This window comes from Haloarcula rara (assembly GCF_029338235.1).
Taxonomy (GTDB): Archaea; Halobacteriota; Halobacteria; order Halobacteriales; family Haloarculaceae; genus Haloarcula; species Haloarcula rara.
Window position 1 is genome coordinate 103,807 of record NZ_CP119786.1, and the last position, 17,466, is coordinate 121,272.

Annotated in this window: 19 protein-coding genes and 1 pseudogene; 13 read left to right on the forward strand and 7 right to left on the reverse strand. The window is 67.0% G+C overall.

Features of this window, described 5'->3' with window-relative positions; translation table 11 throughout:
• The first annotated feature begins 110 nt into the window (after positions 1-110).
• The 6 genes from P1K32_RS16855 (at position 111) to P1K32_RS16880 (ending at position 5,753) form a co-directional block, all read left to right on the forward strand.
• Positions 111-530 carry a halocyanin gene (locus P1K32_RS16855; RefSeq protein WP_276252410.1) on the forward strand — a complete coding sequence of 140 codons (420 nt, stop codon included), beginning with the start codon at positions 111-113 and terminating at the stop codon, positions 528-530.
• A gap of 1 nt (position 531) precedes the next feature.
• Positions 532-1,047, forward strand: coding sequence for a cytochrome c oxidase subunit II (locus tag P1K32_RS16860; RefSeq protein WP_276252411.1), 516 nt, complete (start codon positions 532-534; stop codon positions 1,045-1,047).
• Between the two features lies 1 nt (position 1,048).
• Positions 1,049-2,797, forward strand: a complete 1,749-nt coding sequence (locus tag P1K32_RS16865; RefSeq protein WP_276252412.1) for a b(o/a)3-type cytochrome-c oxidase subunit 1 — start codon at positions 1,049-1,051, stop codon at positions 2,795-2,797.
• A gap of 164 nt (positions 2,798-2,961) precedes the next feature.
• On the forward strand, positions 2,962-4,623 hold the full coding sequence (locus tag P1K32_RS16870; protein WP_276252413.1) for an FAD-dependent oxidoreductase: 1,662 nt from the start codon (positions 2,962-2,964) through the stop codon (positions 4,621-4,623).
• A gap of 64 nt (positions 4,624-4,687) precedes the next feature.
• On the forward strand, positions 4,688-4,912 hold the full coding sequence (locus P1K32_RS16875) for a hypothetical protein (protein WP_276252414.1): 225 nt from the start codon (positions 4,688-4,690) through the stop codon (positions 4,910-4,912).
• A gap of 130 nt (positions 4,913-5,042) precedes the next feature.
• On the forward strand, positions 5,043-5,753 hold the full coding sequence (locus P1K32_RS16880; protein WP_276252415.1) for a DUF47 family protein: 711 nt from the start codon (positions 5,043-5,045) through the stop codon (positions 5,751-5,753).
• 120 nt (positions 5,754-5,873) lie between these two features.
• Here the strand turns inward: P1K32_RS16880 and P1K32_RS16885 are convergent, their stop codons facing one another.
• From P1K32_RS16885 to P1K32_RS16895, 3 genes are read right to left on the reverse strand one after another with little or no spacing between them, the layout of a single operon-like run.
• Positions 5,874-6,077: a hypothetical protein gene (locus tag P1K32_RS16885; RefSeq protein ID WP_276252416.1), complete on the reverse strand. Its 204-nt coding sequence runs from the start codon at positions 6,075-6,077 to the stop codon at positions 5,874-5,876.
• A 1-nt stretch (position 6,078) separates the two neighbouring features.
• Positions 6,079-7,080 carry a cytochrome d ubiquinol oxidase subunit II gene (locus tag P1K32_RS16890; protein ID WP_276252417.1) on the reverse strand — a complete coding sequence of 334 codons (1,002 nt, stop codon included), beginning with the start codon at positions 7,078-7,080 and terminating at the stop codon, positions 6,079-6,081.
• Complete coding sequence (locus P1K32_RS16895; RefSeq protein WP_276252418.1) at positions 7,073-8,527, reverse strand: cytochrome ubiquinol oxidase subunit I; 1,455 nt, start codon at positions 8,525-8,527, stop codon at positions 7,073-7,075. The genes P1K32_RS16890 and P1K32_RS16895 overlap by 8 nt, the downstream gene beginning before the upstream one ends.
• Before the next feature lie 121 nt (positions 8,528-8,648).
• Between P1K32_RS16895 and P1K32_RS16900 the strand changes: the two genes are divergently transcribed.
• The 4 genes from P1K32_RS16900 to P1K32_RS16915 all read left to right on the forward strand — a co-directional run bounded on the left by P1K32_RS16900 (position 8,649) and on the right by P1K32_RS16915 (position 11,530).
• Positions 8,649-8,831 (forward strand): DUF8073 family membrane protein, encoded by a 183-nt coding sequence (locus P1K32_RS16900; protein ID WP_276252419.1) that lies wholly within the window; start codon positions 8,649-8,651, stop codon positions 8,829-8,831.
• A 143-nt stretch (positions 8,832-8,974) separates the two neighbouring features.
• Positions 8,975-10,444, forward strand: coding sequence for an ATP-binding protein (locus P1K32_RS16905; RefSeq protein ID WP_276252420.1), 1,470 nt, complete (start codon positions 8,975-8,977; stop codon positions 10,442-10,444).
• A gap of 82 nt (positions 10,445-10,526) precedes the next feature.
• Complete coding sequence (locus tag P1K32_RS16910; protein WP_276252421.1) at positions 10,527-10,967, forward strand: DUF302 domain-containing protein; 441 nt, start codon at positions 10,527-10,529, stop codon at positions 10,965-10,967.
• Between the two features lie 2 nt (positions 10,968-10,969).
• Entirely contained in the window at positions 10,970-11,530 is a 561-nt protein-coding gene (locus tag P1K32_RS16915; protein WP_276252422.1) for a class I SAM-dependent methyltransferase, read from the forward strand.
• A gap of 9 nt (positions 11,531-11,539) precedes the next feature.
• Here the strand turns inward: P1K32_RS16915 and P1K32_RS16920 are convergent, their stop codons facing one another.
• From P1K32_RS16920 to P1K32_RS16930, 3 genes are read right to left on the reverse strand one after another with little or no spacing between them, the layout of a single operon-like run.
• Complete coding sequence (locus P1K32_RS16920) at positions 11,540-12,193, reverse strand: cytochrome c biogenesis CcdA family protein (RefSeq protein WP_276252423.1); 654 nt, start codon at positions 12,191-12,193, stop codon at positions 11,540-11,542.
• On the reverse strand, positions 12,190-12,714 hold the full coding sequence (locus P1K32_RS16925) for a TlpA family protein disulfide reductase (RefSeq protein WP_276252424.1): 525 nt from the start codon (positions 12,712-12,714) through the stop codon (positions 12,190-12,192). Before P1K32_RS16925 ends, P1K32_RS16920 begins: the two co-directional genes overlap by 4 nt.
• 1 nt (position 12,715) lies before the next feature.
• Complete coding sequence (locus tag P1K32_RS16930) at positions 12,716-13,405, reverse strand: SCO family protein (RefSeq protein ID WP_276252425.1); 690 nt, start codon at positions 13,403-13,405, stop codon at positions 12,716-12,718.
• Positions 13,406-13,513: 108 nt separating this feature from the next.
• Here P1K32_RS16930 and P1K32_RS16935 point away from each other — a divergent pair.
• The 3 genes and pseudogenes from P1K32_RS16935 (at position 13,514) to P1K32_RS16945 (ending at position 16,987) form a co-directional block, all read left to right on the forward strand.
• A pseudogene (locus tag P1K32_RS16935) lies at positions 13,514-15,423 on the forward strand (NosD domain-containing protein).
• A complete protein-coding gene (locus P1K32_RS16940; RefSeq protein WP_276252426.1) occupies positions 15,420-16,139 on the forward strand; it encodes an ABC transporter ATP-binding protein in 720 nt (239 codons plus the stop codon). Before P1K32_RS16935 ends, P1K32_RS16940 begins: the two are co-directional and overlap by 4 nt.
• The gene (locus P1K32_RS16945) at positions 16,136-16,987 is read left to right on the forward strand and encodes a hypothetical protein (RefSeq protein WP_276252427.1); all 852 of its coding nucleotides are present in this window, start codon (positions 16,136-16,138) and stop codon (positions 16,985-16,987) included. The genes P1K32_RS16940 and P1K32_RS16945 overlap by 4 nt, the downstream gene beginning before the upstream one ends.
• Here the strand turns inward: P1K32_RS16945 and P1K32_RS16950 are convergent.
• Positions 16,947-17,465: a winged helix-turn-helix transcriptional regulator gene (locus P1K32_RS16950; protein ID WP_276252428.1), complete on the reverse strand. Its 519-nt coding sequence runs from the start codon at positions 17,463-17,465 to the stop codon at positions 16,947-16,949. The two genes, P1K32_RS16945 and P1K32_RS16950, sit on opposite strands and share 41 nt — an antisense overlap.
• Position 17,466 lies beyond the last annotated feature (1 nt).

The following is a 17,466-nucleotide window of genomic DNA, read 5'->3' on the forward strand; positions in this document are numbered from 1 at the left end:
TGTAAGGTCAATCCAGTCGAACCAGAATGGGTACTACCGAGAAACGAGTAGCGAGCGCGGGGGCGTCGGCCAGGCGAGTCGGACGTGCTGGCCGCCGGCGCGCCCGGAGAGTGGTTCTTTGCGGGGTATCGACGGCGGTCACACTCTCGACCGCCGGCACGGCGAGCGCACAGGACGCCGGTGGTGGTGCGGCGGGCGGAGGCGGCGGCTCCGGGCTCTACGTCACGGCCGCCGCGCTCGCGCTCACCGGGCTCGCCATCGGCGCGGTCTACCTGTTCAGCTGGCGCGACCGGCCCGAACAGCGTTTCACTCCCGCGACACCGACGGAAGACAGGGTCGTCAACCGCCACACCGGGCCGATGTACGAGTCCGACGTCGCAACGAGCGAGACGGGGTCGGTCGACCACGACGCGTTCGACCCGGTCGGGACCGGACTGCTGCTCGCGATGTACTTCGCTGTCATCGCGGTCATGTGGCTGTTCATGTACTTCGTCGAGTTCCTCGCGAACGGGCCAACGGTGGTGGGCTGACATGCACGTCCACCGATTCGAACGCCTGTGGCTGGTGGGTGCGCTGACCCTCATCGTCCTCTTTATCGGGACGGTAACCTACGGGGCCGTCGGCGCCGGCTACGGTATGGTCGACGACACCGGCGGCGAGGTCGACCCGACGAACACGACTGAAAGCGAGAACTTCCGGTCGCCGGGCGTCTACAACGGCAGCGAGTCGGACCACTACGACGTCTACATCGAAGCCAAGCAGTTCCTGTTCGTCCCCGGGACGAGCGACCCCGTTCGGGTGCCCGCAAACAGCACCGTCACGTTCCACGTGACCAGCACGGACGTGATGCACGGCTTCGAGGTGGTCGGCACGAACATCAACACCATGGCGGTTCCCGGCCAGGTCGCGACGGTCACCGTCGAGTTCGACGAACCCGACGAGTACGGGCTCGTCTGCAACGAGTACTGCGGGAACGGCCACCACGATATGGAGGGGTCCCTGGAGGTCGTCCCACCCGCCCAGTTCAACGAGAGTGGGGTGAACTGAGATGGCACACCCACACAGGTCCGAGACACCACAGAGGTACGAGAAAGAGGAGACGCAGCTGAAAGACCGGCTCGCCTTCATCGACCGGTACCCGAACGCCGCGCGGGTCACCCGCCTCTCGCTCGGGGTCTCCTTTACCGCCCTGACTATCGGCGCCGTCCTGGGAATCGTGCAGGCGCTCCACCGGACGAACGTCTTCCGAGGGCTCATCAGCTCGGGCGATTACTACTCCGTGCTGACGGGCCACGGCGTCTTGCTGGCGCTGTTTTTCACCATCTTCTTCCTGACAGGCATCTTCACCTGGGGGACCAGCCGAAGCCTCGGCCGGGAACTGCCCTCGCCGCGGTTCTCGCTCGCGTGGTTCCTGCTGATGCTCTCGGGGGCGGTGATGACGTCGGTGGCTATCTTCGGCGGGCTAGTCGGCCAGATACCGTTCTCGGCCGACGTACTGTACACGTTCTACGCACCGCTGCAGGCCCACCCGCTGTTTTACGCGGGCCTTGCGGCATGGCTCGTGGGGACGTGGCTCGCCGGGGCCGACTGGATACGTACGTACTACCACTGGCGACAGGACAACCCCGACGAGCGCATCCCGCTGCAGATGTTCATGATTATGACGACGATGCTGATGTGGTACATCGCCACGCTGGGTGTCGCCGTCGAGGTGCTCGTCTTCCTCCTGCCGCTGTCGCTGGGGCTCATCGAGAGCGTCGACCCGCTGCTCACCAGAACGCTGTTCTGGTTCTTCGGCCACCCCGTCGTGTACTTCTGGCTGATGCCGGCCTATTTCGCGTGGTACACCATACTGCCCAAACTGTCGGGCGGTCGGCTGTTCAGCGACCCGCTTGCCCGCGTCGTCTTCATCCTGTTCTTGCTGCTGTCGACGCCGGTGGGCTTTCACCACCAGTACGCCGACCCCGGCGTGCCGGAAGGGTTCAAGTTCATCGCCATGACCAACACGATGTTCCTGTTGCTCCCGAGTTTCCTCACCGCCTTCACCGTCGTCGCGAGCATGGAGTACGGGGCTCGCCAGCGCGGCGGGTCGGGGTATCTCGGCTGGCTCAAGGCCCTGCCCTGGGGGAACCCGGCCTTCGCCGGCTGTGCGCTGGCCGGGATGATGTTCGCCGCCGGCGGCTTCTCGGGCATCATCAACGCCGGGATGAACATCAACTCCCTCATCCACAACACGCTGTGGGTGCCCGGACACTTCCATCTGACCGTCGGCACCGCCAGCGCGCTGACGATGATGGCGATAAGCTACTGGCTCTACCCGCAGATAACCGGCAAGCGACTCCAGTTCTACGGGGTCGCACAGATACAGCCCTACGTCTGGTTCATCGGCATGGGGCTGATGTCCAACGCGATGCACCGTGCAGGACTGGCCGGGGTGCCCCGGCGGACCGCCGAACCGCAGTACACGCAGTTCGACTTCGCGCCGGTGCTTGGCTCGATGTCGGAGATGCGCCTCCAGATAGCCATCGGCGGGACGCTGCTGACGCTGGGCGCGCTCATGTTCGTGTTCGTGATGGCCGGGACCTGGATGGCCGAACGCGGGCGTGGACGGCTCCGCGTCGACAGCCACCTCCCCGAACCTATCTCCGGGGCCACCGACAGCCCGCGCGTGCTCGACAACGTCAAGCTCTGGTTCGTCATCGCCGTCGTCCTCGTCGCTATCGCCTACGGGTTCCCCATCTACTCGATGGTCGCCGACGGCGTCTTCAATCCCGCCTCGGCCCCGTTCCCGGTCTGACACACGGTCATCGCCGGCCGTTGTCTCAGGCCAACCTGGGGTTCATCGCCGCCGTCGATAACGTCCAGATGAATGTATTCGAGTAGCCCGACGCGGTGGTCGACCGGTCGTAACGGACCCGCTCTGGCGAACCGTGCCGAGACCGCGGTCGACGGGGGTGGACGATGAGCCGACGCGTCGTCGTCGTCGGCGGGAACGCCGGCGGGATGGGCACCGCGACCAGACTCAGGCGGCTGGACGAGGAGGCCGACATCGTGGTCGTCGAGGCAAGCGACCGCGTCTCGTATGCGAGCTGTGGGCTCCCCTACCACCTGGACGGGCAAATACCCGAGGACGACCTTGCCGTCCTCGAGCCCGAAACGGTCGCCGGGATGTTCGACCTCGACGTCCGGACAAACCACGAAGCGACTGGTGTCGATACCGATGTCCGGACGGTGACAGTACAGTCGGCTGACGGAACGACGGAGCTGTGCTACGACTCGCTGGTGCTCTCGCCGGGTGCAGCCCCAATCGAACCCCCGATAGACGGCCTCGACGCCGTCGAGACCCACTCTGTCCGAACAATCGACGACGTGACGGCCATCCGGGAGCGTGTCGAGACAGACGGGGTCGACCGGGCGCTCGTGGTCGGCGGCGGTTACATCGGGCTGGAGGTGACCGAGACGCTTCACGAGGCCGGACTGTCCGTGACGACCGCCGAGATGGAGTCACAGGTGATGCCCCAAACGCTCGGACCCGCGATGGCCGCTCACCTTCACAACCGCATCCGAGAGGCCGGCGTCGACCTGCGGCTGGACACCACCGTCAGTGCGCTTCACCCGGGCGAGGAGACGACCGTAGAATTCGCAGCTGGCGAGACGACGGGCGTCGACCTCGTCGTGCTGGCGGCGGGTGTCAGCCCGCGAACCGACCTCGCCGAGGACGCCGGTATCGACATCCACGACTCCGGCGCGATACGCGTCGACGAGCAGTTGCAGACCTCCGAGCCGGACGTGTACGCGCTCGGGGACGCCGCGGCGGTTCCGGCGGTCGGCGGCGACCACGGCTGGGTCCCGCTGGGCGGGCCGGCCAACCGCCAGGGCCGCGTGCTGGGAACCGTACTGGCCGGCCGGGACGACACTCTCGACCCCGTACTCGACACCGCCGTCGCGAAGGTGTTCGACCTGACGGTCGGGACCGTCGGCGAGACCGAGGACAGCCTAGACGACGCGGCCCTGGAGAAAGTGTACGTCTACCCGCCGACCCACGCGGAGTACTACCCCGGAGCCGAGCGATTCTGGCTGAAGCTCCTGTTCGACCCGGCCGACGGAACCGTTCGCGGGGCCCAGAGCGTGGGCCGCGACGGGGTGGACAAGCGAATCGACGTCGTCGCGACCGCGATGCAAAACGGCGCCGCGGTGTCGGAGCTCGCACAGCTGGACCTCGCGTACGCGCCGCCGTACTCCTCCGCAAAGGACCCGGTCAACATGGCCGGGATGGCCGCCGAGAACGTCGTCAGGGGGCTCGTCGACGTTGTCCACTGGCACGACCTGGACGGCGAGGTCCCGCCGCTGGTCGACGTTCGCCCGCCGGAGATGCGGGCGGCAGCGGGTCACATCCCCGACGCCCGCAACGTCCCGCTGCCGGAACTCCGTGAGCGGACCGACGAGTTCCCCGACGAGGTCGTCACCTACTGCAAGATGGGCCAGACCTCCTACGCCGCCGGTCGCATCCTCGAACAGCACGGTGTCAGGGCGGGGAGCCTGAGCGGGGGCTACGCCCTCTACGAGGCAATACAGCGCGACCGGGCCGCCCGGGCCGACCCGTCGCTGGTCGCCGACGACTGACCGCGCCCGGGATTGTCAGGCGACAACTCAGGGTACAGGGGTCTCCGACACCGACCCTATACGTATGTCGCTGGGTGACAAAGTGAAACGCCGGGTACTCGGCTGTCGTATCTGTATTCCGGCCCTGTTCACAGCCGGTATCGCCTCCACTGCTATCGTGTACGGACTGCTGACCGACGATATGGTCACCGCGCTGGGCGCGCTCTTGCTCGTCCCGAGTGCGATACTGCTGTTCGCAATCGGCCTCCGACGGGAGAACACCGTGCTATCGGACCAGCGGACGAGGTGACCGACGTCGTCGGCACTGGTACCGACCTGCACTCTGAGGTATCGCCAGCAGCAGGACGCTCGAATCAGTCCGCTCACACTAGTTACCGTCCAAGAAACCGCTTTTGTCGTTCGGCCCCGAACCGCCACCTATGACATCTGAAACCGGTTTCAGCGGGACCCTGGAATCACAGACCAAAACATATCTCGACCGGCTGACGCTGTGTAGCACGTACTTGCCCGACCTGCTCGAGGCGTACGCGAGCGGCAGCGAGACGGAACAGGTCGTCGAGCGGATAGAGGAGACCGAAAGCGAGTGTGACGACCTCCGACGGTCGATCACGGCCCTGATTGCGAACGCTGACTCCCAGGATATCGGCCTGCTCAGCACCCGAATCAAGTTCAACCAGTCTGCGCTACTCAAATTCTACAAGGACCTCGATATCGTCGCTAACCACACCGAGCGTATCGCACAGGAGCTCACGATGATACGACCCGCGCCTGATGTCCATAGCTACGACGGGCTCCAGGAAATGGCCGCGGTAATCGTCGAGATGGCGGAAGCGCTCGCAGACGTCGTCACGCAGTTCATACAGAGTCTCGCCCGGACCAACGCCACGGCGACGCTGACCGATGGCATAGAGCAAATTCGCGATTTCGAGAGCCAGTGTGACACTATCCGGAACGATGTCATCAAGAGCGCCTTCGAAGACGACGTCGAAGACCCGCTCGTCTACCGGGAGTTCGCCGTCCTGCTCGACGAGCTCGCGAACACGGTCGAGGACCTCACCGACCAGATTACGGTTATTTCGAGTGAGGAACCCGGTATCGTCACTGAAGCAGACCCCGACTCCGAGAACTGAGTCCGTCGGGTCGCTCCATCGCCAGCCGTTTGGGGTCTCCGTTCGCAGTCTCGCAGGCCGTTGTGCCCGGCGTTGTTGCTACGGATTCACTGCAGACGCAATGAACGCGCAGCCTGCTACTCACCGACGCTCGGCCATGCGCTGCTGTATCAGTCTGTCGACGTTGTACAGCAGCGCGCCGACGGAGGCAAGCACCGTCGCCAGATAGACGATGAGCTGCGGTGGGCCGGAGGCCATCCCGCCCAGGGCCGCCCCGGCAAATCCCACCGCGATGACCTCGACCCAGGTGACGACGATACGTGACAGCAGCAGGGGTTGCCCCACGTCAGTACGCCTCCTCGGGGGTGATGGGGCCGCTAAAGGCCGAGTACAGCACGACGAAGTACACCGCGACCAGCGGCAAGAGTAGCGACGCGCCGATAGTCATCAGGTTCAGCGGCAGCGTCGAGACGATGGTACCCCTGACGGTGGCGCCCGCGGCCGGATCGATTGCGGGGTACATGAGTATCGCGACGACGGCGACGAGCCCGTAGGTCATGACCGCCGCCGCCCCGAGGGCTCGAAGGCTCTGTTCGCGCCGGAGCGCCACGACATAACCCGCTGCGAGTCCGATAGAGGCCACCACGAGGGCGATGATAACGGGATCCAGCAGCGCCGAAACGCCCTCCGGAAGCCGAACAGCGAGGACGGCGAGCGTGACGACGACGGCGAGCAGATAGCCCACGGTCGCGGCCGTGCCGTAGGTCGTCACCGCCTCGGGGAGTCGCTCGCGGGCTTTCAGCTGGAGGAACGCCGCCCCCGAGACGACCGTCAGCAGGGTCAGCGTGACACCGACGACGGGGCCGACGAGGGTCAGCGACCGGCCGCTGCCGACGAGCCAGTTGCCGGCGAAGACGCCAAGCAGGAACGGGGCGAGGACGCTGCCGGCGACAAAGGCCCGTCCCCACCACCGCTGCCACCCCGCGTCGTGGCGCTGTTCGTACATCTCCGGGGCGAGCCCGCGCAGGATGAGCGCGCCCAAAATGGCGAACATCAGGAGGTAGTGACGGCTGAACAGACCGGCGTAGGCCGGCGGGAACGCGGCAAAGAGCGCCCCGCCGAAGACCACCAGCCACACCTCGTTGCCGTCCCAGAATGGGCCGATGGCCGCCAGTACGGTCTCGCGTTCCTCGTCGGTCTCCAAGAGCGCGAATATCGCGCCGGCCCCGAAGTCGAAGCCGTCTAGGAAGAGAAACGTGGCAAGCATCGTAAATATCAGGCCGAACCACAGCTCCGGCAGCGGGAGTCCAAAGAGCGGGCCGGCCGCAAGCGAGTCGACGCTAGTCATCGTCGACCGCCTCCGGGGTCGACTGACTCGGACTCGGGCCCGGGCCGGGCGTCGGCGTGTCGTCAGGGACGGCGCGGAGCTCGTCCCGGCCCGGCGGCCCGTTCCGGATAATGCGCCAGACGACGTAGGTGTACAGCCCCAGCAGCGTCGCGTAGACTCCCACGAAGCCGACCAGCGTGATTGTGGCCTCGGTCCCGGTGAGGCCCGGCGAGACGCCCTCACTGGTCCGCATCACGCCCTGAATGACCCACGGCTGTCGACCGACCTCCGTGACAATCCAGCCCAGCTCCACGGCGAGGATGCCCAGCAAGGACGACCCCATCAAGGCCTTGTGCAGCAGACCGTCCTCCAGCAGCTGGCCCTTGTACCAGCGGTAGCCGCCCCAGAGGGCAAGCAGGATGAACCAGAAACCCAGCCCGACCATCGCGCGGAACGCCCAGAACACGATGGCGACGGGCGGGGCCTCCGTCTCGAAGTCGTTCAGGCCGCGTATCTCGGCCGTTGGATCACCCCCGCTGGCCAGCCAGGAAGCCCCGCCCGGTATCCCGATGCCGAACAGCTCCTTCGCTCGCGGGTCGGTGAAGCCGTCGACGCTCGTCGGCACGGCGACGATGTACTCGGGGACGTAGGACTCGGTCTCCCAGACGGCCTCCATCGCGGCGAACTTCTGTGGCTGGGTCTCGGCAACGTGGCGGCCGTACATGTCGCCGTGGAGCACCTGCAGCGGCGCGGTGATGAGCAGTGCGATTAACCCGATTTTCAGCGTCGCCTCCCAGAAGTCCACGTTCTCGACGGGGTAGCCCCAGACGTGGTGGCGGAAGACGTAGTAGGCGCCCACGCCGGCCATGAACAGCGCGACCGACTCGACGGCCGCGTTCTGCATGTGGACGTACATGTAGGTGAACCGCGGCGTGAAATACGCCGCCATCGGGTCGACGAGGTGGACGACGGTCTGGCCGTTCTCGGTCGCGAGCTCGTAGCCACGCGGGGTCTGCATCCACGAGTTCGCGATGAGAATCCACACCGCCGACAGCCACGTTCCCAGCCCGACGGCGATACTGGAGATGAAGTACAGTTTGTCGCCGACGCGGTCCCGGCCGAAGACGAACACGCCGAGGAAGGTCGCCTCCAGCATGAACGCCATCATGCCCTCGACGGCCAGCGGACCGCCGAACAGTTCACCCGCCGCGGTCGAGAAGGCTGCGAAGTTCGTCCCGAACTCGAACTCGAGGACGATGCCGGTGACGGTACCGACGACGAAGGAGATGGCGAATATCTTCGTCCAGAAACGACGCAACTGTTCGTATATCGGCTCTCCCGTCCGGATGTCCTTCCACGTGAAGTAGATGAGAAACGGGGCGAGGCCCATGCTCATCACGGGGAAGATGATGTGGACGATGGTCGTGACCGCAAACTGTAGTCGACTTGCGATAACTGGGTCTATCATGGTCTGTAACAGGGTTCTGCGGGGTCTGAGCGCTATTCGAGTGTAGATGCGAGGAAGCCTTAGATTCAGTTTTGTCCTGTGACAAGGAGGGGATTTACTGGGAGAGTGGCGTTGTCCAGATATGGAAACTCGCCTGGCAGTGCTCGCGCTCGTGTCGGTCGTGACGGCAGTCATGGCCGTCCGGGCTGTCGTCGCCGTCCAGAACGGCGAGTTCGGAACCGTCGGTCGACAGGTAGGGGTCGGCGCCGTCGTGCTGGCCTTCGGCGTGGCACTGGTCCGATACTGGGACCAGGTCGGCCGATAGCCCCGGTAGGCGAGTCACCGCATGGCTCCGGACGGTGTACGTCTCGAGGCAGCGAGGACAGTAGCGCCGTGCGAGCAGGCACTACAGCATGATTTATCGTGGTCGAACTGTGCCGTTTTTATTCCGCAAACACCTTGATGGGGATGAGACTGCACGTGACGCTTGAACGGATACTGTACGTCGGGACCGATGGCGACTACCGGACGGCGATCGAAACCGAAACTGACGGCACGGTCACAGTTCGCTCGAGAGAGACTGCCGAGAGTGTGGACGTAGCCGACGGCCAAGCAGGTGACGCCGTCGTCGTCGACACGGCCGGCGTCGAGGAGCCAGTTGGGACTGTCCGGTCGCTCGCAGACCGGACGGAGACGACGCCGGTCGTGGCCGTCGTCGAATCGACGACGGACCCCGTCCTGGTGTTTGATGTCCTCTCGGCCGGCGCCGACGATTACGTCGAACGCGACGCGCCGAGCGGCCGACCCAGGCAGTTGGTCGCTCGCCTCGAGGCGACCCTATCGGCCGCCGAATCGGTCGCTGCTGACGACGTGGCGAAGCTATTCCAGCGGGAACTGGACGCACGGCGTCGGACGGAACAGCGGTTGCGGACCGTGCTGGACCGTATCCCGCATCCGGTGTTCTACCGTGACTCTGAGGGTGTCTATCTCGGGTGTAATGCCGCCTTCGAGACGCTCTGTGGGCAAGACCGAGAAGACATCATCGGGCACAGGACGGACACGCTACAGAACGAGCAACTGGCTGAGGTCTGTGCGCGACACGACGAGAAAGTCCGCCGGACGGGGGAGAATCAGGTAATAGAGACGACGGTGACCGTCGATGGCGAACAACGACACGTTCGCGTTCAGAAGGCCCCGCTATCGGACGAGGAGGCGGGCATCGAAGGTATCGTGGGCAGTGTCGAGGACGTCACCGAACAGCGACGACAGAAACAGAAGCTCGAAACGCAGACGGAGAACCTCGAGATCTTGAACAGCGTCACCAGACACGACATCCGCAACGACCTCCAGGTCGTCCTCGGGATGGCGGAGGTGCTCCGCGACCACGTCGACGAGCAGGGGCTGGAGTACCTCGACACGATGGTGACCAAGGGCCACCACGCTGTGGACATCACCCGGCAGGCGCGTGACCTCACGGAGACGATGCTGGAGTCGGAGTTCGGAACCGAGCGGATACCGCTCAAGTCCACACTCGAGACACAGCTCGACGAGATTCGCAGCACCTACAGCCGGGCAATCGTCACTGTCGAGGGGGAAATCCCGAGCGTCTCGGTCCTCGCGGACGGAATGTTGGCCTCGGTGTTCCGTAATATCCTCGCAAACGGCATCCAGCACAACGACAGTTCGGTCCCGCGGCTCCGCGTGTGGGTTCAGACGACCGAGGAGCGAGTCACGGTCCACATCGCTGACAACGGTCCGGGGATTCCGGACGAGCGGAAAGACGAGATATTCGGGCGCGGCGAGAAGGGACTGGAGAGCTCGGGGACCGGTCTCGGCCTCTATCTCGTGGATACGCTCCTCGACCGATACGACGGGGACGTCTACGTCACCGACGGCGAGGACGGCTCGGAGTTCGTTATCACGCTGCAACGGGCCTGACAGTGCGTTTCTTCGATATGTGGTAGCAGTACACATTGCGGTCCCGAAGTGTTTTGCACGCCAGGCACAATTTAATACACGAATGTCGCTACCTATCGACCCACAGCAGTTCGACCCGGCGGATATCGGTGAAGTCCAGGCGACCCTGGAGATGGACCACGAGACGGCTATCGAGCACGTCCGTGACGTGTTCACCGAGGCCGGCTTCGGCGTCGCCACGGAGTTCTCGCCCTCGGAGATGCTCAACGAGAAAGTCGACGCCGGCCGCGACCCCTACTACGTGCTGGGCGCGTGCAACCCGGCCGTGGCCGACCGGGCCCTCGACGCGTCGGACAAACGGATGGGCGGCCTGTTCCCGTGTAACGTCGTCATCTGGGAGGAGGAACCGGGCCTCCAGCGGGTCTACCACGTCAGCATCATGCGCATCGCCCGGCTCGTCGGGATGGCGCCCGACGACGAGACGATGGCCGATATCATCGCCGACACGGGCGAGCTGGTAGAGGCGGCCTTCGAGAACCTCTGACGATGGGCCACCACACCTTCGACGCCGACCGCGCGGCGACACTGGAAGCCCCCGAGCAACGGTACCGTGTCCTCTCCGCCGAGGAGCTACGCTGGGCGCTGGACTGTGCAGCCGACGACACGGTCGTCGACCTGGGCAGCGGGACCGGGTTCTACACCGACGACGTCGCGGCCGACACCGGCGAGGTGTACGCCGTCGACCTCCAGCCGGAGATGCACGACTTCTACCGGGAGAAGGGGGTTCCGTCGAACGTCGAACTCGTGACCGCCCCGGTTGACGAGATGCCCCTCGACACCGGCAGCGCCGACAGGGCGTTCTCGACGATGACCTACCACGAGTTCGCGACGGCGGCGGCAATCGAGGAGATACGCCGCGTGCTCCGACCGGGCGGGCGGCTCGTCATCGCGGACTGGGCCGCCAACGGGGAAGGCGAGCAGGGACCGCCCCTCGCCGAGCGCTACGCGCTCACGGACGCGGTCGAGATGCTCTGCGAGCACGGCTTTTCCGTCGAGTTCGAGGCCGCGCGACCGGAGACGTACCTCCTCGTCGCGACGGCAGACTGAACGGGCCACTCACCCGCCAACCGACAGCCCGGCCCACAGTTGTACGGCGCCCGCACAGACCATGACAGCCCCCGCTATTCGAGTGACTGCGGCGCTGGAGATATCGATACCGCCCGACAGGATATCTGAGCCGTACCCCACCGCCACGGTCGTCCCGAGCATCGGGAGCGCGACGCCCAGGGCGTAGGCCGTGACGACTGTCGCGCCGGCGAGCGGCGCCATCGCGAGGGCCTGTGCGACCACCGCCAGCAGGAGGGGAACGGTACATCCAACGGCGGCGACGGCGTAGACGGCGCCGAAGGCGAACACGCCTGGCAACGTGTTCCGACGGCGCGGGAGCGACACCCGTATCGACGGTGCCCGGTCGACCACCGTCACGAGGCCGAGCGCGATCAGCAGTGCGCCGACGGCGGGTTCCAGTCCGGCCACCGACGCCACGAGTCGACTGCCGACAGCGTAGACGCCGACCGTGAGCGCCGCGAAGACGGTGAGGACACCCGCAGCCGCTGCAGTTCCCTGTCGCATCGGTCGGGTCGACGCCCGTCCGCCGTGCTGGTCGGCGTAGTAGGCGACGTACCCCGGCAGGAGCGGGAAGACACACGGGGAGACGAAACTCGCCAGTCCCGCGCCGAACGCAAAGGCGAGCGTGGCCCCCGCCGTCATCCGTCGGTCACCTCGGTGACGGCCGCGACCAGGCTGGCCGCGTCGAACCGCCCGGTGTGTCGCCAAGTGACCCCGCCGTCTGGGTCGAGCACGAGCGTCGTCGGTACCCGCGTCGCGTCGTAGCGCTCGGCCAGTGTCGTCCCGTCGTCCAGCCCGACGGCCCAGCGACCGTCGTGGGTCCGCCACCACTCGCGCACGTCGTCCCGTGTCACCGACAGGCCGACCGGCTCGCTCGTCACCGACAGGAACGACACAGCCCCGTCTAGCCGTCGCCTGGCGGTCGCGAGTGTCGACATCTGGTCAGCACAGACCGAGCAGGTCGTGGCGAAAAATTCGAGCACCAGGGGCCGGTCGGCCGGCGGGACGGTGACCGTGCCGGCCTCGCTCCCCGGCGCGGCCAGCGTCTCGACTGCGACGGGGTCTCGGGCCGCGTCGCCGGACAGCCACGGGCCGACGTACAGCCCGCCCGCGCCCAGCGCGGTCGTCCCGGCGACGCCGGCGAGGAGGTGACGTCGGCGCATCCTAGCTGGTCTGCTCGACGACCGTCTCCACGTCCGAGAGCACCTGTTTCGCGTCCGGCTGTTCGGTACGGTACGCGCGCTCGACGTACCCGTCAGGGTTGACCAGGAACGTAAGCGAGAGGTGCTTGAAATCGTACCCCTCCACCCGGGGGCTCTCCTCGGCCCCGACGCGCTCGAAGGTTATACCGAGTCGCTCGTCGACGACCCGCTCTGCGTCCGCGGCGTCCTCGGGCCGGAGGAACTCCCAGTTGCCGGCGTCGAGGGCGACGTCCATCCGTTCCGCGTACTCCTGCAGCGCCCTGGCGTCGTCCCGTTCCGGGTCGAACGTTATCGCCAGAAAGCGGACCGCGTCGGCGATGTCCCGCTCGATAGTACCGCGCTGGACGCCGACCAGCTGGCCGACCAGCTGGACACACTCGGCCGGGCAGGTCGCGAAGAAGCCGGTGACGACGAGCGTCTCGTCCAGTTCCTCGGTGGCAACCGTCTCACCGGACAGCGGGTTCGGGAGCGAGAACGCGGGCAGTGACTGGCCGTGAGCGGGATACGGGAGCTCCTCGCTGTCGAACTGGCGGTCGGCCGGCGGGTCGAGCACCACGTTCGACCCCGAGCCGTTCCGTAACCGACTGAGACAGCCGGCGACCGCGGCGGTCCCGGCCGCTGTGACACCCTGAAGTAGCTGTCGCCGTCGCATCGGTTGGGATTGGGAAATCACGCCCAAAAGCAGTCTGGTGGGCCTCTCGAAACGGTTCGACGGTCGTACCAGACCGGGTTTCATCGAGGCTCTCGTAGCCGTCGATAGATGGGTCCCACGCTATCGACGTGGCAGACGGTAACGGCACTGGGGGTGGTGGTCACGGTCGTCGTGTTCGGCGCCGCCTTCGCGGTCGACCTCGGCAGCGAGCGCCCCGACCCCGTCCCGTTCGACCAGACAGTCCAGCGCGGGATGACGATGGCCGACGAACAGCGCGCGCTCAGTCGGGATATCAGCGTTCCGCGGGTGCAGGTGTTCTACTCGCAGTACCGCTACGTCGTCGGCTACGAGGGACTCGACCGTGCGGTGACGGCCCTCACCGAACCGGGCCACGAACAGCAGTTCGGCTACCCGCTCGCGGTGTACGTCTCCGACTACAGCGACGCCGAGGCCCGCTGTAGCGACAGGGGCACACTCGGGACCGAGGGGTCACCTGACTGGGTGGCCGCGAGCGACGCCCACTTCGTCGTCGACGGGACCGCGCGGGGCCCGGCGGGGCCCGTCACCGTGCCGTTCGGGAGCCGCGACGACGCCGACGCGTTCGCGGACCGGTGTGGCGGCCGCGTCGTCGACTGGGCGACCCTGCGGAACCGGTCGTTCGAGCGCGACGGGGCGACCACTGTTCGGGACGCGGTCGACGACCGGCGAGCGGGCGCCAACGCCAGCGTCCGGGCCGCCCGCGAGCGCAGCGCTCGACCGGTGTCGGTCGTCGTGGGCGAGGACGCCCCGACGGTCCAGGCCGCCGTCGAGGCCGCGCCGCCGAACACGACCGTGGTCGTCCCCGATGGCACCTACCGGGAGCAGGTGACCGTCGAGAAACCGATAACGCTGCGCGGTCGGGGGCGACACTCGACGGCGGCGGTAACGGCTCCGTCGTGACGGTCCGGGCCGACCGCGTCGGCCTCGTCGGGTTCGACCTGCGCGGCGTCGGGAACCAGACGGTCGGCAATCGCTCGGCGGCCGGTGACGCCTGGGACGCGACCGTGACCGCGGCCTACGGGAACAGCGACGCGGCGGTCACCGCGCGCACCGCCTCGGCGCTGTACGCCGCGAACCTCTCGGTCCGGACGCCGTCGAGCGGGCTCGTCCTTCGGCGGACCCCGGCCGCCGTCGTCGAGAACGTCACGGTCGACGGGACCGATTACTGGGAGGACGGCTTCATGGGCGTCGTCGGGATGCACGGCGACATCGTCGTCCAGAACAGCCGGTTCCGCGGGGGCCGCGACGGCGTCTATCTCCACCGCGCCGACGGGACCGTAATCCGGGACACCACCTTCCACGAAGGTCGCTTTGGCGTCCACCTGATGTACACCTCGTCGGCGCTCGTCGCGGACAACACGGCCCGCAGCCAGCTGTACTCGGGCATCGTCGTCATGACCAACCCCGAGGGCAACGCCGTCGTCGGCAACGACGTCCGTCACTCCGGCAGCGGTATCATGATGGCCGGTAGCCGGAGCTACGTCGCCCACAACGCCATCGCGAACACGTCGAGAGGACTCTCGACCAACGCCGGTCGCTCCCGCTACGAGCACAACGTCATCTACGGCAACGAGATCGGCCTCAGCGCCGCGACCGTCCTGCCCTCGAACGTCGTCAGGGCAAACGACTTCGTTGCCAACGACAAACACGCCGTCTCCGGCCCGGGTCCGTTGCGTCGATACACTCACGACGGGCGAGGAAACTACTGGAGCGGTGCGTACGACCTGGCCGGCAGCGACGACGGAACGCTGACCCGGACCTACTCGCCGACCGACACTGTCGACCGGCGGCTCCACCAGACCGACGCCGCGGTCGTCCTCCGCTCGGCACCGAGTGTCCGCGCTCTCCGGTCGCTGCGGGGCACCACACCGGGCTTTCGCCGCGGGAGTATCGTCGACACCCATCCGCTGGCCGAGCCAGCGAACCCAGACACGCTCGCTATGCTACGAAACGAGACACAGACGGAGGTAACGCCGTGACCGCTGCACCGTACCTGTCGACCAGCGACCTGACGAAGTCATACGGCGACGTGACCGCCGTCGACGCGGTCACAGTCGAGTTCCCCGATACAGCCGTGACCGGCCTCGTCGGCCCGAACGGCTCCGGGAAGACGACCCTGATAGAACTACTGCTCGGTATCGAGCGCCCGACTCTGGGGTCCGTCGAGTACGGTGGCCCCGAGGAGGTCCGTCGCTTTGGCTACCTGCCACAGCGCCCGACCTTCCGGCCGGGCTTTACCGTCGCCGAGACGGTCGATTTCTACGCCGGGCTGGTCGGCGACGACCCGGACCGGCTATTGGCGAACGTCGGGCTCGAGGCTGTCGCGGACCGACCGGTCACGGGCCTCTCGGGCGGAATGACGAGGCTACTGGGTATCGCCCAGGCGCTGGCCGGCGACCCGCCGGTAGTAGTGCTCGACGAACCGGCGAGCGGGCTCGACCCGGCGATGAGCGAACGGATATTCGGGGTCGTCGAGGACATCGCCGCCGAGGGGCGTGCCGTCGTGTTGAGCTCGCACGAGCTCCCCCTGGTCGAACGGACCGCCGACCGCCTCGCCGTCCTCGAATCGGGGCGGCTCCGCACGACGGGAAGCCCGGCAGAGTTGCGAGAACAGACCGGCGGGCCGCTCCACGAGACGTTCACGTCGCTGCTAGCGGGGGACACCGGCGTCGTCGCAGCGGGAGGTGACCGATGACGGCGGCCGACGGCGTCTGGCGCGTGTTCGCCCGCGAGGTCACGGCGGCGCGACGAACGCGGACGTACCTCGCGCTGGCACTCGTGACGGCCGTCGCCGTCTTCGGCGTCGCCGTCGCCGGCGGCGGGCCGACCGGCGGCTACGTCCCCACCGTCATCGACGTGCTCCTCGTCGTCGAGGTGCTCGTCCCGGCGGTCGCCTTCGCGGTCGGCTACCGCGCGATGGCCGACCCCATCTCGCGGGGCGAACTGGACGTCATGGAGACCTATCCGCTCCCGGCGTGGGGGTACGTCGGCGGCACCTACGCCGGCCGTGCGATGGTGCTCTCAGTCGTGGTCGGTGTGCCGCTCGCAGCGCTTGGCGTCTACGTGGCGACCACAGCAGGGCCGGAGACGACGGTGTTCGCGAGCCACCGCGGGGTCGATTCGCCGTGGCTGTACCTGCGATTCCTCGCGCTCACGCTGGTCTATGGGCTCGTCTCGCTGTCGCTGGTCCTCTTGCTGTCGGTGATCGCCGGCTCTCGCGCTCGCGCGCTGGTGCTGGCCCTGGCCGGGCTGCTGGTGCTCACCGTCGGCGGGGACGTCGCCGTGTTTGCAGCGCTGGACGGCGGGACGGTCACGAGTGACTCGCTCGGCGGGGCGCTGGCGGTGACCCCGGCTGGGGCGTACCGCGGGCTGGTGTTCGACCAGGTGCTGTACGTCGCTGTCCCGACCAGGTCGTCGTTCGTGCCGGGTCGGCTGGCGACCGGCGCGTTGCTGTGCTGGTGGGGGCGACCCTCGCCGGCGCCGCCGTCGTCGCAACCCTCCGCTAGTCGGGGTCGGACAGTCCCCCGTCGACGAGTCGGGTGAAGCGGTCGACGAGCCGGTCGGCGAGCGAGGGTGTCACCTCACCCAGCAGGCGGCGGGTCTCCTCGGGCCGGACCAGTTCGACGACGACCCTGCCCCGGTCACCGTAGGATTTCTCGACGACCCCCGCGTCGGCGAGCGACGAGACGTGCCAGGCGACCGTGCTGCGACTCACGTCCAGTCGGTCGGCCAGTTCGGCCGCCCCCAACGGGCCGTCCTCGATGAGGTGAGCGAGCAGGGCCCGGGCCGTCTCGCGCCGTGCGAACGCCAGTGCGCGGCGTTGCCACGGGTCGAAGGACCGGTCGAAGTAGTGTGTCTGGCCGCGAATCTCCTCGGCGACGACGTCCCCGGCCCGGACGAGCTTTCGGAGGTGGTACTGTGCCTGTCCCGTCGCGATGTCGAGGTCGTCCCTGACCGCGGTGAAGTGGACGCCAGGATTGGCTTCGACGTGTTCGTGCACGCGCTCTCTGACCGTGGACATT

What these genes read in the sequence shown, in the direction of transcription:
- P1K32_RS16860 (WP_276252411.1), top strand. Translation starts at nt 532, where the DNA reads ATGCACGTCCACCGATTCGAACGCCTGTGGCTGGTGGGTGCGCTGACC.
- P1K32_RS16865 (WP_276252412.1), top strand. Translation starts at nt 1,049, where the DNA reads ATGGCACACCCACACAGGTCCGAGACACCACAGAGGTACGAGAAAGAG.
- P1K32_RS16870 (WP_276252413.1), top strand. Translation starts at nt 2,962, where the DNA reads ATGAGCCGACGCGTCGTCGTCGTCGGCGGGAACGCCGGCGGGATGGGC.
- P1K32_RS16875 (WP_276252414.1), top strand. Translation starts at nt 4,688, where the DNA reads ATGTCGCTGGGTGACAAAGTGAAACGCCGGGTACTCGGCTGTCGTATC.
- P1K32_RS16880 (WP_276252415.1), top strand. Translation starts at nt 5,043, where the DNA reads ATGACATCTGAAACCGGTTTCAGCGGGACCCTGGAATCACAGACCAAA.
- P1K32_RS16890 (WP_276252417.1), bottom strand. Translation starts at nt 7,080, where the DNA reads ATGACTAGCGTCGACTCGCTTGCGGCCGGCCCGCTCTTTGGACTCCCG.
- P1K32_RS16895 (WP_276252418.1), bottom strand. Translation starts at nt 8,527, where the DNA reads ATGATAGACCCAGTTATCGCAAGTCGACTACAGTTTGCGGTCACGACC.
- P1K32_RS16900 (WP_276252419.1), top strand. Translation starts at nt 8,649, where the DNA reads ATGGAAACTCGCCTGGCAGTGCTCGCGCTCGTGTCGGTCGTGACGGCA.
- P1K32_RS16905 (WP_276252420.1), top strand. Translation starts at nt 8,975, where the DNA reads ATGAGACTGCACGTGACGCTTGAACGGATACTGTACGTCGGGACCGAT.
- P1K32_RS16910 (WP_276252421.1), top strand. Translation starts at nt 10,527, where the DNA reads ATGTCGCTACCTATCGACCCACAGCAGTTCGACCCGGCGGATATCGGT.
- P1K32_RS16915 (WP_276252422.1), top strand. Translation starts at nt 10,970, where the DNA reads ATGGGCCACCACACCTTCGACGCCGACCGCGCGGCGACACTGGAAGCC.
- P1K32_RS16920 (WP_276252423.1), bottom strand. Translation starts at nt 12,193, where the DNA reads ATGACGGCGGGGGCCACGCTCGCCTTTGCGTTCGGCGCGGGACTGGCG.
- P1K32_RS16925 (WP_276252424.1), bottom strand. Translation starts at nt 12,714, where the DNA reads ATGCGCCGACGTCACCTCCTCGCCGGCGTCGCCGGGACGACCGCGCTG.
- P1K32_RS16930 (WP_276252425.1), bottom strand. Translation starts at nt 13,405, where the DNA reads ATGCGACGGCGACAGCTACTTCAGGGTGTCACAGCGGCCGGGACCGCC.
- P1K32_RS16945 (WP_276252427.1), top strand. Translation starts at nt 16,136, where the DNA reads ATGACGGCGGCCGACGGCGTCTGGCGCGTGTTCGCCCGCGAGGTCACG.
- P1K32_RS16950 (WP_276252428.1), bottom strand. Translation starts at nt 17,465, where the DNA reads ATGTCCACGGTCAGAGAGCGCGTGCACGAACACGTCGAAGCCAATCCT.